Origin of the sequence: Bacillus sp. AM 13(2015) (assembly GCF_001518755.1) — a bacterium.
In the GTDB taxonomy this organism is placed as follows: Bacteria; Bacillota; Bacilli; order Bacillales; family Bacillaceae; genus Bacillus; species Bacillus safensis.
In genome coordinates this window covers 79,240-94,258 of the sequence record NZ_LKCP01000022.1, presented here as the reverse complement: position 1 = coordinate 94,258, position 15,019 = coordinate 79,240, and the positions used below count along the sequence as shown (strand labels likewise).

Genomic DNA, 15,019 nt, shown 5'->3' with positions numbered 1-15,019 from the left:
ACAACTGAGTAAAAGGAGCGACAGTAATGTCCAAAATTATTGCAATCAACGCAGGAAGCTCATCTCTTAAATTCCAATTGTTCGACATGCCAGAAGAAACCGTTTTAACAAAAGGGCTTGTTGAAAGAATCGGAATGGACAACAGTATCTTCACGATTTCTGTAGATGGAGAAAAGAAAACAGAAGTGACAGATATTCCAGATCACGCAGTAGCGGTCAAAATGCTGCTTGAAAAACTAACTGAATTTCACATCATCAAAGACTTTAATGAAATTGATGGCGTAGGACACCGAGTTGTTCACGGCGGAGAGAAATTCAGCGATTCTGTACTTTTAACTGATGAAGTGATTAACGACATTGATCAGCTTTCAGAGCTTGCACCACTTCACAACCCTGCAAACGTTGTAGGAATCAAAGCATTCAAACAAATTCTGCCTGACGTACCAGCGGTTGCTGTGTTCGATACAGCGTTCCACCAAACTATGCCAGAGCAGTCTTACCTATACAGCCTTCCGTACGACTACTACAAAAACTTTGGTATTCGTAAATACGGATTCCACGGGACAAGCCACAAGTTCGTTACAGAGCGTGCAGCAGAGCTATTAGGCCGTCCACTAGAAGAGCTTCGTCTGATTTCTTGCCACCTTGGAAATGGTGCGAGTATCGCAGCAGTTGAAGGCGGAAAATCAATCGATACATCTATGGGCTTTACACCACTTGCTGGTGTTGCAATGGGTACACGTTCAGGTAACATTGACCCTGCTCTTATTCCATTCATTATGGAAAAAACAGGACATACTGCTGAAGAAGTGCTTTCTACTTTGAATAAGAAGAGTGGTCTTTTAGGTGTGTCTGGTCTGTCAAGTGACCTTCGTGATATTGAAGAAGCAACAGAAGAAGGAAACGACCGTGCAGAAGTTGCTCTTGATATTTTTGCGAGCCGTATTCATAAATACATCGGCTCTTATGCAGCAAGAATGAATGGCGTAGATGCGATCATCTTCACAGCTGGAATCGGTGAAAACAGTTCAGAAGTAAGAGCACGTGTACTTCGTGGTCTAGAATTCATGGGCGTTTACTGGGATCCTTCCCTAAACAACATGAGAGGCGAAGAAGCATTCATCAGCTACCCGCACTCTCCTGTAAAAGTGATCGTCATCCCAACAAACGAAGAAGTAATGATTGCAAGAGACGTTATGCGTTTAGCGTAATCAAGTTTGAAAAGCTCAGGGTGTAGACAAACCCTCACATTCGCCCGCAGGTCTGCGCTTCGGTGCTCACGAATGTCAAATTCGCTCCGCTCCGGTGCTCGTCCTTCCTAGACTGCAAAGGTTTTCTATTACGCTGAAAAGAAGACAAAGGGCTAAAATCAAAATCATTTTAGCCCTTTGTCAACAATCTGAGCTCTTTTCCAATAAGGAAAAGAGCTTTTTTCTGTTAAAAGCAGCATGCTATAATGTTGTCCAATATGAAGCAAAAGGGAGCGGTGCGGAAAATGAGCGTGACAGAACATAAACGAGAGGCGAAAGAAAGGCTTTATGTGAAGGTCATTACGGTCAGTGATACAAGAACGAAGGAAACAGATAAAAGCGGGCGCCTGATGATTGATTTGCTCAAAGAACAGGGACATCTTGTTCTTGCATACGATATTGTAAAAGATGATATTGGATCGATTCAAGACGCTGTGCTGGAAGGAACAAGCGAACCGAAAATAGACGCCGTCTTGTTAAATGGCGGAACAGGAATTGCTGCAAGGGATGTAACCATTGAAGCGATTACCCCTCTTTTTTCCAAGGAGCTGCCTGGCTTTGGTGAAATCTTCCGCATGCTCAGCTATACAGAAGACATAGGTTCAGCTGCTATCTTGTCCCGGGCAGCGGCAGGGGTCGTCAATCAAAAGGCTGTCTTTGCGACGCCAGGATCTACCGGAGCCGTTCGTTTAGCCATGACAAAACTCGTGATTCCAGAGCTTCCTCACGTCTTACGAGAGCTTGAAAAAGATCAAAAATAGCCCAAAATGACTCTGCCAAGAAAATTTGGCAGAGTTTTTTTCATAAAGGGGTTGAAAAAACAATTTTTCCTTGTTACAGTGTATACATACTAAATGCATGTTTATAAATTAAAACTTATTTTTATGCAAAAACATTCACAGAATCAAAACAAGCGAGAGGAGCTTTTCAATCATGTCACAAAATAAAAAAGTTGTATTAGCATATTCCGGAGGTCTTGATACCTCTGTTGCAGTTAAATGGCTACAAGAGCAAGGATACGAAGTTGTTGCTTGCTGCCTTGACGTAGGTGAAGGAAAAGACTTGGCATTCGTTCAACAAAAAGCGCTTCAAGTCGGAGCGGTTCAATCATACATGATTGACGCAAAAGAAGAATTTGCTGAAGAGTTTGCACTCACTGCATTACAAGCACACACAATGTATGAAGGAAAATACCCACTAGTATCTGCACTATCCCGTCCGCTTATTGCAAAAAAATTAGTGGAAGTAGCAGAAAAAGAAAATGCAGTAGCTGTTGCTCATGGATGTACTGGAAAAGGGAACGACCAAGTTCGTTTTGAAGTATCCATTAAAGCATTGAATCCAGATCTAGAAGTTCTTGCGCCAGTGCGTGAATGGAAATGGTCTCGTGATGAGGAAATCGATTATGCACAAAAACATGGTATTCCAATTCCGATTAACTTAGACAGCCCATATTCAATCGACCAAAACCTTTGGGGCAGAAGTAACGAATGTGGCATTTTAGAAGATCCTTGGGCTGCGCCGCCAGAGGGTGCATATGATCTGACAAATCCACTTGAAAAAACGCCTGACACACCTGAAATCATTGAAATCACGTTTGAAAAAGGAAAACCGACAGCGATTGACGGAATCCAGTATTCATTATCTGATCTTATCCTTCATTTAAATGAAGTCGCTGGTCAGCATGGTGTTGGCAGAATCGATCACGTTGAAAACCGACTTGTTGGGATCAAATCTCGTGAAGTGTACGAGTGCCCAGGTGCAGTCACACTTCTTAAAGCACATAAAGAGCTTGAAGACTTAACGCTTGTTAAAGAAGTCGCACACTTTAAACCAATCGTGGAACAAAAAATGGCTGAATTAATATACAACGGCTTATGGTTCTCACCGCTTAAAGAAGCACTAGATGCATTCTTACAAGAAACACAGCAAAACGTAACGGGTGTTGTACGTGTGAAACTATTTAAAGGCCATGCCATTGTAGAAGGACGTAAATCACCATATTCACTTTATGATGAAAATCTCGCAACTTATACAAAAGCAGATGAATTTGATCATGATGCAGCTGTAGGATTTATTAACCTTTGGGGCTTACCGACAAAAGTAAACAGCATCGTGAATAAAAAGGAGCAGGTTAAAGCATGAAAAAGCTTTGGGGAGGCCGATTTCAAAAAACACCAGAAAAATGGGTCGATGAGTTTGGCGCGTCCATTCATTTCGACAAACAATTAGTGAAAGAAGATCTGACCGGCTCCCTTGCTCATGCAAGTATGCTGAATAAATGCGGTATCCTCGGTGATGAGGAGGCCGCTGCCATCAAAGACGGACTAAATACGCTCATGAAAAAGGCAGAAGCGGATGAACTGGAATTCTCAGTAGATTATGAGGACATTCATTTAAACCTTGAAAAAATGCTCATTGATGAGATTGGTCCGCTTGGCGGCAAATTGCACACAGCGAGAAGCCGGAATGATCAGGTTGCAACCGATATGCACTTATATTTGAATAACCAAGTAGAGCATATCATTGAACTCATCTCTTCCTTTCAAACGGTGCTTGTAGAAAAGGCAGAACAGCACGTTGAAACGATTTTCCCAGGATATACGCACCTGCAGCGTGCACAGCCTATTTCGTTTGCCCATCATATGCTCGCCTATTTTTGGATGCTTGAGCGTGACAAAGCGCGCTTTCAAGATTCATTGAAGCGAATTAACGTATCTCCGCTTGGATGCGGAGCGTTAGCAGGAACGACATTCCCGATTGATCGTGAATATACTGCAGAGCAGCTTGGCTTTGATCACATTTACGAAAACAGCCTTGATGGTGTGAGTGATCGGGACTTCATTTTAGAGTTTTTGTCTAATAGCAGTCTTGTGATGATGCACCTCTCACGTTTTTGTGAAGAAATCATTTTATGGTGCTCACAAGAATTCAAATTCATTGAACTCGATGATACGTATGCAACAGGCAGCAGCATGATGCCGCAGAAGAAAAACCCGGATATGGCTGAATTAATCCGCGGAAAAACAGGCCGTGTGTATGGCAACCTAATGGGGCTTCTCACGATTATGAAAGGCTTGCCGCTTACGTATAACAAAGATCTGCAAGAAGATAAAGAAGGCATGTTTGATACAGTGAAAACCATCGCTGGCAGCCTGCAAATCTTCACAGGTATGATTCAAACGATGACAGTCAACGAAGATGTCATGAAAAAGGCAACAAAAGAAGATTTCTCAAATGCGACAGAAGTGGCAGACTACCTTGCGAAAAAAGGCATGCCATTCCGTGAAGCACACGAAATCGTTGGCAAGCTTGTGTATACATGTATTCAAAAAGGCATCTACTTAAGTGATCTTCCTTTTGAAACTTTTACAGAAGCAAGCGAGCTTTTTGAACAAGACATTTACACTGTTCTTGATCCGTATGTGGCGGTTGAAAAAAGAACAAGTGCAGGCGGAACTGGATTCAAACAAATCCAGCTCGCTTTAGAAAAAGCAAAAGCCTGCCTGGCATAACACGCAAAAAACCATTCGTATGATACGGATGGTTTTTTGTCATGGAAAAAGGAGATTGATGACCATTGGAGAAAATGAAAGCATACTAGCGTCAAGCAGAAAAGGGAGTGACAGCAGATCATGAAGAAAACGCTTGAGGCTTTGTTTCATCAACCGATCGTATCAATGAAAACGTTAGGAGAACAATATGACGGACGGGCCAATGATGTGTGGCTGATCTCCTTACAAGATAAAACGGAGTATGTGATCAAATCTCCTAAAACTGCAGGAGAAGAAAGTGAATTTGTGACTGGGATCAATATGATCTATGGAGTAGATGCTCATACTACACAAAAGTATATCGATCAAATTAATCAAAAACTGTCTCATACGAATTCGTTTCAGATTCCAGAAGTTGTTCGTAAAGTGAAGAAGGCAGGGAGACATTTTTATGTAATGGAGAAAGTAGAAGGAACACCTTTCACATCTTTCTATGGACGTTCATCAAACTTTTATAAGGATTATGGGAGGAAACTAGCACATCTTCATTCATATAGAACTGACTTTTTTGGTGCAGTATACGGAGCTGAAAAGAAACATTTGAGAGAATTTCATGCGGTGTTAAAAAAGGCTGTACCCAAACTCATAGAGCGTTATTATGCTGATCAGACTGAATTTCATTGTTATACAGAAATTGTGTTGCAAAAGATTGGAAAGCTGAAGCCTCCTGATTCAGCCAGTCTTATTTTAATTGATTTAGATCCGTCTCAATATATTGAAAAAGAAGATCAAGTAACGAGTTAGTTGATACAGAATATGTCGTATATGGACCAGCTGCGTTTGATTTTATTGCATTGGAATACCTTTTGACAAAAGAAGCTGCCCGCGATGTCCAATTGGGGTATGAAGAGATTTGTCCGCTTCCTCGCGAGCTTCAAGAGGTGAGAGAATGCTATCGTTTTGTTTCGCTGCTTCTCGATATCCATGGCTCATGGGATCTGAAAAAGTGGATGAATCACCCTATACTGTTTTACTCCTATTGATAAAGGGTTCATAAGTGCGCCAGATGCCGGTTTATAGTAAAGTAAAAGATAAGATAAGAAACACGTGAACTTGCAACCTTTGCTTTAGGAGGAGATTGTGTGCGACACGCATTAATAACAGCGGGTTCTAAAGGACTTGGCCGGAAAGTCACCGAGTCTTTACTGAATATGGGGTATTCTGTGACAGTGAATTATCGAAGTGATGATGAAGCTGTCCGGCAGATGAGAGAAGAATTACAGCAGTACGAAGATAAGCTTCAATTTGTCCAAGGTGATGTGACAAAAAAAGAAGATCTAAAAAACATGGTAGAGCTGGCAATAGAGCGATTTGGGCGGATTGATGCCTTGATTAACAATGCTGGTCCTTATATTTTTGAACGAAAAAAACTGGCGGATTACTCTGAAGATGAATGGTATCAAATGATAGAAGGCAACTTATCAGCAGTATTCCATTTGTTCCGCATGGTCATCCCAATGATGAGAAAACAAAGCTTTGGCCGCATTATCACTTATGGCTTCCAAGGTGCAGACCATGCGCCAGGCTGGATGCACAGATCAGCCTTTGGAGCGGCAAAAGTGGGCCTTGCGTCATTGACGAAAACCATTGCGATTGAAGAAGCCGAAAACGGCATCACCGCCAATATGGTTTGTCCAGGCAAAATCGTTGGAGACATGAAAGAATCGACAATAGAGGAAGCCCGCCAAATCAAAGACGAAGAAACGCCAATAGGCAGGTCTGGTACTGGAGAGGATATAGGACGTATCATCTCATTTCTATGTGATGACCGTTCAGACCTCATTACAGGCACCGTCATTGAAGCAACAGGTGGTCTTAACGTCATTCACAGGCATTAAGTTTTTTAGCTTTTTATAGAGGGAATAAATGATATGAGATCAAAATTGAAAGGTGGATATACTACATGAAAGCTACATATCATGGACATTCAGTCGTACACATTGAAACAAACGGATATCATATTTGGATTGACCCATTTTTAAATGGAAATAAGCACACAGATATCAATCCGCAAGATGTGAAAGCAGATGTCATTTTACTGACACATGGACATGGAGATCACATCGGTGACACCATTGAAATCGCTAAAAACAATGATGCACTTGTTGTCGCGCCTTTCGAACTTGCCACGTATTTAAGCTGGCAAGGGGTGAAAACGCACCCGCTTTCTATTGGAGGCAGCCGTGAGTTTGAATTTGGTAAAGTGAAGCTCACGCAAGCGTTCCATGGTTCTGCTGTCATTGATGAAGAGGCACAGACAATTACGTATACAGGGATGCCATCAGGTATTTTATTTACCGCAGAGGGCAAAACAATTTATCATGCTGGAGACACTGCACTCTTTTCAGATATGAAGCTGATTGGTGAGCTGAATCATATTGAGCTCGCATTCCTACCAATTGGTGATAACTTCACGATGGGGCCGGAGGATGCAAGAATTGCAGCAGAATGGCTGCGGGCAAAACAGGTCGTTCCGATTCACTACAGCACATTCCCGCCAATTGAACAGGATCCGCATGCATTTGCAGACAGCCTGCATGGCGGCGTCGGTCATGTGTTAAATAGCGGGGAATCAATCGAGATTTAATCCCCATACGAAAAAAGCTGGCACACAAATGCCGGCTTTTTTGTTTACCTTCATCTGCTGAAAGAAAAGACAAATTGCTATTAAAAGCCTCCTGCCCTTATAATGAAACATAGATGAAAACGCTGAAAACAAAAAGGGTGAACGGGATTGGCGACAAAGCATGAGCAAATTTTATCGTATATTGATTCTTTAGATGTCGGGGAGAAAATTTCTGTCCGGCGCATAGCGAAAGAAATGAAAGTGAGTGAAGGCACCGCTTACCGGGCCATCAAAGATGCTGAAAATAAAGGATTCGTCAGTACCATTGAACGAGTCGGCACCATTCGAATTGAACAGAAGAAAAAAGAAAATATTGAAAAACTGACATATGCAGAAGTGGTTAATGTCATTGATGGACAGGTGCTTGGAGGACGAGCAGGCTTACATAAAACGTTAAATAAATTTGTCATCGGAGCGATGGAGCTGGATGCGATGATGCGCTATACGGCAGCTGGCAACCTTCTCATCGTCGGAAACCGGATCAATGCCCATAAGCAGGCATTAGAGGCAGGGGCGGCTGTGCTGGTCACCGGCGGATTCTCAACAGATGATGAAATCATTCAGCTCGCAGATGAGCTAGAGCTGCCAATCTTATCAACAAGCTACGATACATTTACCGTAGCGGCTCTCATTAACAGAGCCATTTATGACCAATTAATTAAAAAAGAGATTGTGCTTGTAGAAGATATTTTAACGCCGATTGAACGCACTGTGTATTTATCACCAGAGGATAAGCTAGAAAAATGGTATGAAAAGAATTATGAAACTGGCCACGGCCGTTTCCCGGTCGCAGATGATCAAATGAAGATTCACGGCATCCTCACCTCAAAGGATATTGCGGGGCATGACCGCTCCACACCGATTGAAAAGGTGATGACGAAAAATCCGCTGACGGTCATTGGCAAAACATCTGTCGCCTCAGCTGCCCAAATGATGGTGTGGGAAGGCATTGAGGTGCTGCCAGTTGTGGATGATCATGCGAAGCTGATCGGGATGATCAGCCGTCAGGATGTGCTCAAGGCGCTCCAAATGATTCAAAAGCAGCCGCAGGTTGGAGAAAAGCTGGATGATGTTGTCTCAAGAGGGTTTAAAGAAGCTGATACAGAAAAACCAAAAGCAGATGCGGTTTATCAATATGAGGTCACCCCGCAAATGACGAACCAGCTTGGAAACATTTCATATGGGGTGTTCACACAAATTTTAATCGAATCAGCCAACCGCTTCTTAAAATCTCATAAAAAGGGCGAGCTGATCGTCGAGAGTCTTTCTGTCTACTTCTTAAAACCAGTCCAAATGGAATCCACAATCCAGATCAAGCCGAATATTTTAGAAGTAGGGCGCAAGTTTGGAAAGCTGGAAGTCGAGGTTTATCACCAATCGAATATCGTAGGTAAAGCGATGCTGATGGTGCAGCTGATGGAGAGGGGATAATGATAAAAAGGGCGAACCCATGTCGCCCCTTTCCTTATTACGCGTGATCTTTTTCGCCTTCTTTTAAAAAGAGCGGAAGGTAATGCTTGTAGGCTTTATACCCAGCCCATGTACTGCCGATACCGACAGCAACAAAAATAAATCCGATGACAAATGCGAGTGACGAGCGGTTTAAAAATAATTGATTCACACCGAAAAGCAGGACAAAGCAGCCAAGGGCCATACTGGATTTCGCCGACCAGAATTTTTTCTCAACTGGCCGGTTCGTACGGACATTTTTCGCTTTGTAGTATAAATAAAACATGGCAGAACAAATAATAAACACAATCAAAACAAGCATGTGCCAAGCCTCCATTGTAAGTGGTTACAACCCTATTTTAAACGTAAATAGGCTTGCTTACTAGAATAAATTGTCTATTCCTCACTTTTCCGTCACGATAGATTATGATTTAATAATAAAAAGAGTATCGCATGAGAAGGAGTTTTTATGAAAAAAGAACTGATTAGAACCATATCATTATATGACACCATCATCATTCATAGACATGTAAGACCAGATCCTGATGCGTATGGATCGCAGTGCGGCCTTACGGAAATCTTGCGTGCCACCTATCCAGAAAAAAATATTTATGCGACAGGAACCCCTGAGCCATCCCTTTCATTTTTATATGAACTCGATGAGATACCAGACGACGTGTATAAAGGGGCCCTTGTCATTGTCTGTGATACGGCCAATCAAGCAAGAATTGATGATCAGCGCTATTTAATGGGCGATAAGCTGATGAAAATCGACCATCACCCGAATGAAGATCCTTATGGTGATTTGCTTTGGGTGGATACAGAGGCAAGCTCTGTGAGCGAGATGATTTATGAATTGTACTTAGAGGGGAAAGAAGAAGGATATCAGCTGAATACAAAGGCGGCTGAATTGATCTATGCCGGCATTGTAGGAGACACTGGCCGCTTCCTTTTCCCAAACACAACGAAAAAGACACTCAAATATGCAGGGGAACTCATCGAATATCCGTTTTCATCTTCAGATCTTTTCAATCAATTGTATGAGACAGATTTGAATGTCGTGAAATTAAATGGTTATATTTTTCAACATATTTCTTTGTCAGAGAACGGGGTTGCATCTGTGTTCATTAAGCGTGAAATTTTGGAATCGTTCCAAACAACAGCGCAGCAGGCCTCACAGCTTGTTGGGACACTAGGAAATATTGCAGGCATTAAGGCATGGGTCTTTTTTGTGGAAGAAAACGATCAGATTCGTGTCAGATTCCGCTCTAAAGGAGTCGTCATTAACACCATTGCGAAAAAATATCATGGCGGCGGCCACCCGCTTGCAGCCGGTGCGTCCATTTATGATTGGGCCGTAGCAGATGAGATTTTGCGTGATTTAGAAGAAGTATGTAAATCATCATCATAAGAGAGGAGGGATATGAAGTCCCTTCTCTCTTTTTTGTCATGGAGAAAAGGGTTACTTGCACACAGGGATAAACCAGCAGCCGATGTCTGTTGAATCTTCATAGGCTTGGAGATTTTGATGCTTTAATTCTTTTTTAATTAAATGAGCCATCATTTCTGTCTCAGCATAAGCACACATGCCGTCTTTGATCCGGCTTGCTTTGTCTCGTGCCATTTGACGATAGCTGTAAACCTCCATTGTCCTCACCTCTTTCTATTTAAGATCTCGTTCTACTTTTAGTGTATAAAAATGAAGCGTGAAAAGCGATCATTGAGGGCAGAAATTCATAAAAATTCCACAACCTCTTTATTCAGCAAATGAAATACGTACTTCAAGTGAAAGCTTCGTATAAATTGTCAGCTCTGTCACTTTCGCTCGGTATGCCTTTTCCCGAATCGTATATTCTTTATTTTCCACTGTCCGTTTTAGTAATTCCTTTGTTTTATAGACACTTTCAATATCCTTTGTAATGACTTCTGAGATATCCTCCTTGACCTGGTCTTCAAACTTCAGCGTATCTGGCTCTGGGATTTTATATTGCTCACGATTCACGAGATGAACATCTACGCTTTGGATCAGCAGCCGCTTCTTATTATCCTCATTTAACTTATGCAAATCTTCCCGATAGAGTGTGATTTGTTCCTTCAAACTGTCCATATGATGCTGCTGGCTTCTCAGCAGTGTTACTTGCTTTTCCTGAAAGGTTCCGTATGTAAAGAGAAAAATGAGCCAGCTTACAATCGCACCAAACATCATTCCTGCAAAAAAACGCTGCCAGCCTGGGCGTTTATACAGCTCCGGCACCCTCATGATGACACATGCTCCTGGGTGAGCCACGTAATAATGAGATACCCCGTTTGTGCGCCGCCCATGGCAGAGATAATTAATAAAATCTGCTTGAAAATATCACGCGTGTTTCCTTCGAAAATGCCTCGTTCAAAGCTATAAACAGCATCAAATGTTCCGCCGATAGCGGCGACAAGCGCCCAAATCTTTAAACGGTTGGCAAGACTAGTAATAATGGATAAAGGCGGCTGACCAGATAAATACGCACCAACACCGCCTATGATAGCACCACCCAAAATGACCCCAAGGGCGATAAAATAACAGCTGATAAAATTCGGAATAAAAGCTTCCTTCACATCCATTTTGTCCACCTCACTCTATTCAATATATGGTGTGTGCTGGACAAGTATGAACGGACAGAAAAGAAAGAACATTTGTTTCTCATCGCATCGCGTTTTATAATGAAAGAATGACTTTAGACGAAAGGAGTGGATTTAGCATGTCTTATGTTCATCTTCAGGTCCACAGTGGATACAGCTTGTTAAGCAGTGCAGCTAAAGTAAAGGAGCTTGTACTGAAAGCAAAAGAACTTGGCTGCAAGGCGCTTGCTCTTACCGATGACCATGTGATGTATGGAACGGTTGAATTTTATAAGGAATGTAAAAAACATGGCATCAAGCCGGTTATCGGTTTAACAGCTTCTGTCTTCATAGATGAACAAGAGACAGAGGCTTATCCCTTGGTACTCCTTGCAAAAAACAACGAAGGCTATCAAAACCTGATCAAAATCAGCAGTGTGCTGAAATCAAAATCAAAAGCCGGACTGAAAGAAAAATGGCTCAAAAGCTATCATCGCGGGCTCATTGCGATCACACCAGGCGCATCTGGGTATATTGAAACGCTTTTGCAGCATGATCAGATAGAAGAAGCGCGTGAAGCCGCAAAACAATTAAAGCATATATTCGGCGAGGGTCATGTGTACATCGCACTTCAGCCATTTCAGCAGGACGAATCGCTCACCAGCAAACTGCGGGATGTCTCACAAAGTGTGGACATACCTCTTGTTGCGACGGGGGATGTTCACTACATCAATCGAGAGGATAAAATGGCTTATACGTGTTTAAAGGCTATTAAAGCAGGAGAGCAGCTTTCAGAGATAGAGGAAGACCGAGGAGAAAAGCATTTCAGATCCTTTGAAGAAATGTTGGAATGGTATAGAGATGATCGAGAGCTGCTGACAAGAACGGTGGAGATTGCAGACCGCTGCGAGGTCGATTTAAATCTTGGGCAGACAAAACTTCCATCCTATCCAACTCCTGATCAATCAACAGCAGATCAGTTTTTACGCAGAGTGTGCGCAGAAGGGATGATGCAAAGAAAGATTGCTTCACATGACACGTATGTCAAAAGACTTGAATATGAACTGAGCATTATCCAAAAAATGAATTTCAGTGATTATTTTCTCATTGTGTGGGATTTTATGAAGTATGCGCATGACAGAGGGATTGTCACAGGCCCTGGACGGGGATCAGCAGCGGGTTCACTTGTTGCATATGTTCTGTTTATTACGGATGTCGACCCGATCCGTCACGGTCTTTTATTTGAGCGCTTCTTAAATCCAGAGCGAATCAGTATGCCAGATATTGATATTGATTTCCCCGACACGAGAAGAGACGAAATCATTTCTTATGTAAAAGACAAATACGGAGACATGCATGTGGCGCAAATTGTCACGTTTGGAACACTTGCAGCAAAGGCTGCTTTAAGGGATGTTGGACGTGTGATGGGAATCGATTCAAAGGCAGCGGACCGTCTTGCCAAGCTGATTCCATCAAAGCCAGGAACGACGCTGAAAGAAGCGGTGACTGCATCTCCTGAATTAAAAACGATGCTTCAGCAATCTGAAGAGCTTCGAAAGGTCTTCCAAACTGCTTTAAAGGTAGAAGGCTTACCGAGACACACCTCGACACATGCAGCTGGCGTTGTGCTGAGCGAAGAGCCGCTGACAGAGGTCGTTCCGATTCAAGACGGCCATGAAGGTGTGTATTTAACGCAGTATGCCATGAATTATTTAGAAGATCTCGGACTTTTAAAGATGGACTTCTTAGGGCTCAGAAACTTAACATTAATTGAATCCATTAAAAACCAGATTGAAAGACAGGAAAACGTCCACATTAACTTTAGTGACATTTCATATGAGGATCAGAAAACGTTTGAATTGTTATCTGCGGGCGATACAACTGGAATATTCCAGCTTGAATCACAGGGAATGCGTCAGGTGCTGAGACGCCTGAAGCCGTCTAGTTTAGAAGATATCGTAGCGGTCAATGCCCTCTATCGTCCAGGTCCAATGGAAAATATCCCGCTTTTTATCGACCGAAAGCATGGCAGAGTCAAGGTCTCCTACCCTCATCCTGATTTGTATGACATATTAAAGGATACATATGGGGTCATCGTCTATCAGGAGCAAATCATGCTGATTGCAGCGAAGATGGCTGGTTTTCAGCTGGGCGAGGCTGATCTATTAAGAAGAGCTGTTTCGAAGAAGGATAAAAAGGTCCTTGATGAAGAGCGAAGCCATTTTGTTGAAGGATGCCTAAAAAAGGAGTATCCTGTTAACATTGCAAATGACGTTTATGACTTAATCGTCAAATTTGCAAACTATGGTTTTAATAGAAGCCATGCTGTTGCATATAGCATGATTGGCTTTCAGCTTGCTTATTTAAAAGCGCATTATCCGTTATATTTTATGTGCGGTCTTTTAACGAGTGTAATTGGAAATGAAGACAAAATTGCTCAATATTTCTATGAGGCGAAGGAAAAAGGGATATCTGTGTTGAAGCCTTCTATTAATAAGAGTGAGTTTCCATTTACGGTTGAAAAAGGGGAGATCCGCTACAGCTTAAGAGCGATTAAAAATGTCGGAGTGTCAGCTGTAAAGGATATATACAGGGCAAGACAGGAAAAGCCGTTTGAAGATTTATTTGATTTTTGCGCAAGAGTATCACCAAAGAGTGTCAACCGAAAAACGATTGAAGCGCTCATTTTTTCAGGAGCGATGGATGAGTTTTATCCCAATCGTGCTTCGTTATTAGCATCGATAGATATTGCGTTAGACCACGTGTCATTTTTAAATCCAGAGGATCAGCTGGACTTTCTTGGGGATACAACCTTCTCCATTAAGCCAAAATATGCGGAGATAGAAGAAATGCCGCTTGTTGATCTCCTGCAATTTGAAAAAGAGGCACTCGGGTTATATTTATCAAATCACCCAGTACAAGCATACCGAGACCGCTTAAGAGAGAATGGTGCAGTGGAAATCATCAGACTTTCTTCCTATATTAAGCGGAAGATTTCAATGGGTGGTCTTTTGACAAAAGTGAAATCGATTCGGACAAAAAATGGACAATCGATGGCATTTGTTACATTTGGGGATGAAACGGGAGAAATGGAAGGCGTCGTCTTTCCAGAGCAATTTAGAAAGCTGTCCCCCTTACTTGAGGAGGGCACCATGCTTTATGTGGAAGGCAGAGTAGAAGTCAGAAATGACAGCAGTCAAATCATCGTGCAAGAAGCTGCTTTGCTTGAAGAGATGGACGTAAAAAGAAAAGAGTCTGTCTACATTCGGGTGAAAGAAGAGAATCATACGCAGGAGCTGCTAGAGCAAGTAAAACGAGTCCTCTCGATGCACAGCGGAGAAGCAGATGTCTATTTGTATTATGAGAAGCAAAAAAAGACGATGAGACTTCCAGATGCATACAAAGTTCATGCAGATCATGCTGTGATTTTCCAGTTAAAAGAGCTGCTCGGTGAACAAAACGTTGTGATTAAATGATGACAAATCGCCTGAATATGTTTTACAAATTCACCTATTGTGTTATCATTTTAAAGATTCTGTGTATTT

14 protein-coding genes are annotated in these 15,019 nt (G+C 42.2%); 10 read left to right on the top strand and 4 right to left on the bottom strand.

Annotated features, from left to right (window positions below; all coding sequences use genetic code 11):
* Positions 1-26: 26 nt before the first annotated feature.
* The 8 genes from AOQ70_RS02760 (at position 27) to AOQ70_RS02725 (ending at position 8,861) form a co-directional block, all read left to right on the top strand.
* Positions 27-1,211 carry an acetate kinase gene (locus AOQ70_RS02760; protein WP_024424808.1) on the top strand — a complete coding sequence of 395 codons (1,185 nt, stop codon included), beginning with the start codon at positions 27-29 and terminating at the stop codon, positions 1,209-1,211.
* Between the two features lie 284 nt (positions 1,212-1,495).
* Entirely contained in the window at positions 1,496-2,011 is a 516-nt protein-coding gene (locus AOQ70_RS02755) for a MogA/MoaB family molybdenum cofactor biosynthesis protein (protein WP_039180591.1), read from the top strand.
* Between the two features lie 172 nt (positions 2,012-2,183).
* Complete coding sequence (locus tag AOQ70_RS02750) at positions 2,184-3,395, top strand: argininosuccinate synthase (protein WP_024424806.1); 1,212 nt, start codon at positions 2,184-2,186, stop codon at positions 3,393-3,395.
* Positions 3,392-4,765 carry an argininosuccinate lyase gene (gene argH / locus AOQ70_RS02745; RefSeq protein ID WP_024424805.1) on the top strand — a complete coding sequence of 458 codons (1,374 nt, stop codon included), beginning with the start codon at positions 3,392-3,394 and terminating at the stop codon, positions 4,763-4,765. Before AOQ70_RS02750 ends, argH begins: the two co-directional genes overlap by 4 nt.
* Positions 4,766-4,885: 120 nt before the next feature.
* On the top strand, positions 4,886-5,548 hold the full coding sequence (locus AOQ70_RS02740; protein WP_231730815.1) for a phosphotransferase: 663 nt from the start codon (positions 4,886-4,888) through the stop codon (positions 5,546-5,548).
* A gap of 338 nt (positions 5,549-5,886) precedes the next feature.
* Complete coding sequence (locus AOQ70_RS02735) at positions 5,887-6,642, top strand: SDR family oxidoreductase (RefSeq protein ID WP_039180586.1); 756 nt, start codon at positions 5,887-5,889, stop codon at positions 6,640-6,642.
* A 65-nt stretch (positions 6,643-6,707) separates the two neighbouring features.
* Positions 6,708-7,391, top strand: a complete 684-nt coding sequence (locus AOQ70_RS02730) for a metal-dependent hydrolase (protein ID WP_039180583.1) — start codon at positions 6,708-6,710, stop codon at positions 7,389-7,391.
* A gap of 147 nt (positions 7,392-7,538) precedes the next feature.
* Positions 7,539-8,861: a CBS domain-containing protein gene (locus tag AOQ70_RS02725; RefSeq protein ID WP_059374779.1), complete on the top strand. Its 1,323-nt coding sequence runs from the start codon at positions 7,539-7,541 to the stop codon at positions 8,859-8,861.
* Between the two features lie 37 nt (positions 8,862-8,898).
* On the opposite strand, the gene AOQ70_RS02720 is transcribed toward AOQ70_RS02725, so the two are convergent.
* Positions 8,899-9,201, bottom strand: coding sequence for a YtpI family protein (locus AOQ70_RS02720; protein WP_003216665.1), 303 nt, complete (start codon positions 9,199-9,201; stop codon positions 8,899-8,901).
* A 147-nt stretch (positions 9,202-9,348) separates the two neighbouring features.
* Between AOQ70_RS02720 and AOQ70_RS02715 the strand changes: the two genes are divergently transcribed.
* The gene (locus AOQ70_RS02715) at positions 9,349-10,290 is read left to right on the top strand and encodes a DHH family phosphoesterase (RefSeq protein WP_059374777.1); all 942 of its coding nucleotides are present in this window, start codon (positions 9,349-9,351) and stop codon (positions 10,288-10,290) included.
* A gap of 51 nt (positions 10,291-10,341) precedes the next feature.
* Here the strand turns inward: AOQ70_RS02715 and AOQ70_RS02710 are convergent, their stop codons facing one another.
* The 3 genes from AOQ70_RS02710 to AOQ70_RS02700 form a co-directional block, all read right to left on the bottom strand.
* Positions 10,342-10,527 (bottom strand): hypothetical protein, encoded by a 186-nt coding sequence (locus tag AOQ70_RS02710; protein ID WP_003216400.1) that lies wholly within the window; start codon positions 10,525-10,527, stop codon positions 10,342-10,344.
* A 108-nt stretch (positions 10,528-10,635) separates the two neighbouring features.
* On the bottom strand, positions 10,636-11,139 hold the full coding sequence (gene ytrI, locus AOQ70_RS02705; RefSeq protein WP_003216226.1) for a sporulation membrane protein YtrI: 504 nt from the start codon (positions 11,137-11,139) through the stop codon (positions 10,636-10,638).
* Entirely contained in the window at positions 11,136-11,477 is a 342-nt protein-coding gene (locus AOQ70_RS02700; protein ID WP_024424798.1) for a YtrH family sporulation protein, read from the bottom strand. Before AOQ70_RS02700 ends, ytrI begins: the two co-directional genes overlap by 4 nt.
* Before the next feature lie 137 nt (positions 11,478-11,614).
* On the opposite strand from AOQ70_RS02700, the gene dnaE reads away from it, so the two are divergent.
* Positions 11,615-14,950, top strand: a complete 3,336-nt coding sequence (gene dnaE, locus AOQ70_RS02695; RefSeq protein WP_059374775.1) for a DNA polymerase III subunit alpha — start codon at positions 11,615-11,617, stop codon at positions 14,948-14,950.
* Positions 14,951-15,019 lie beyond the last annotated feature (69 nt).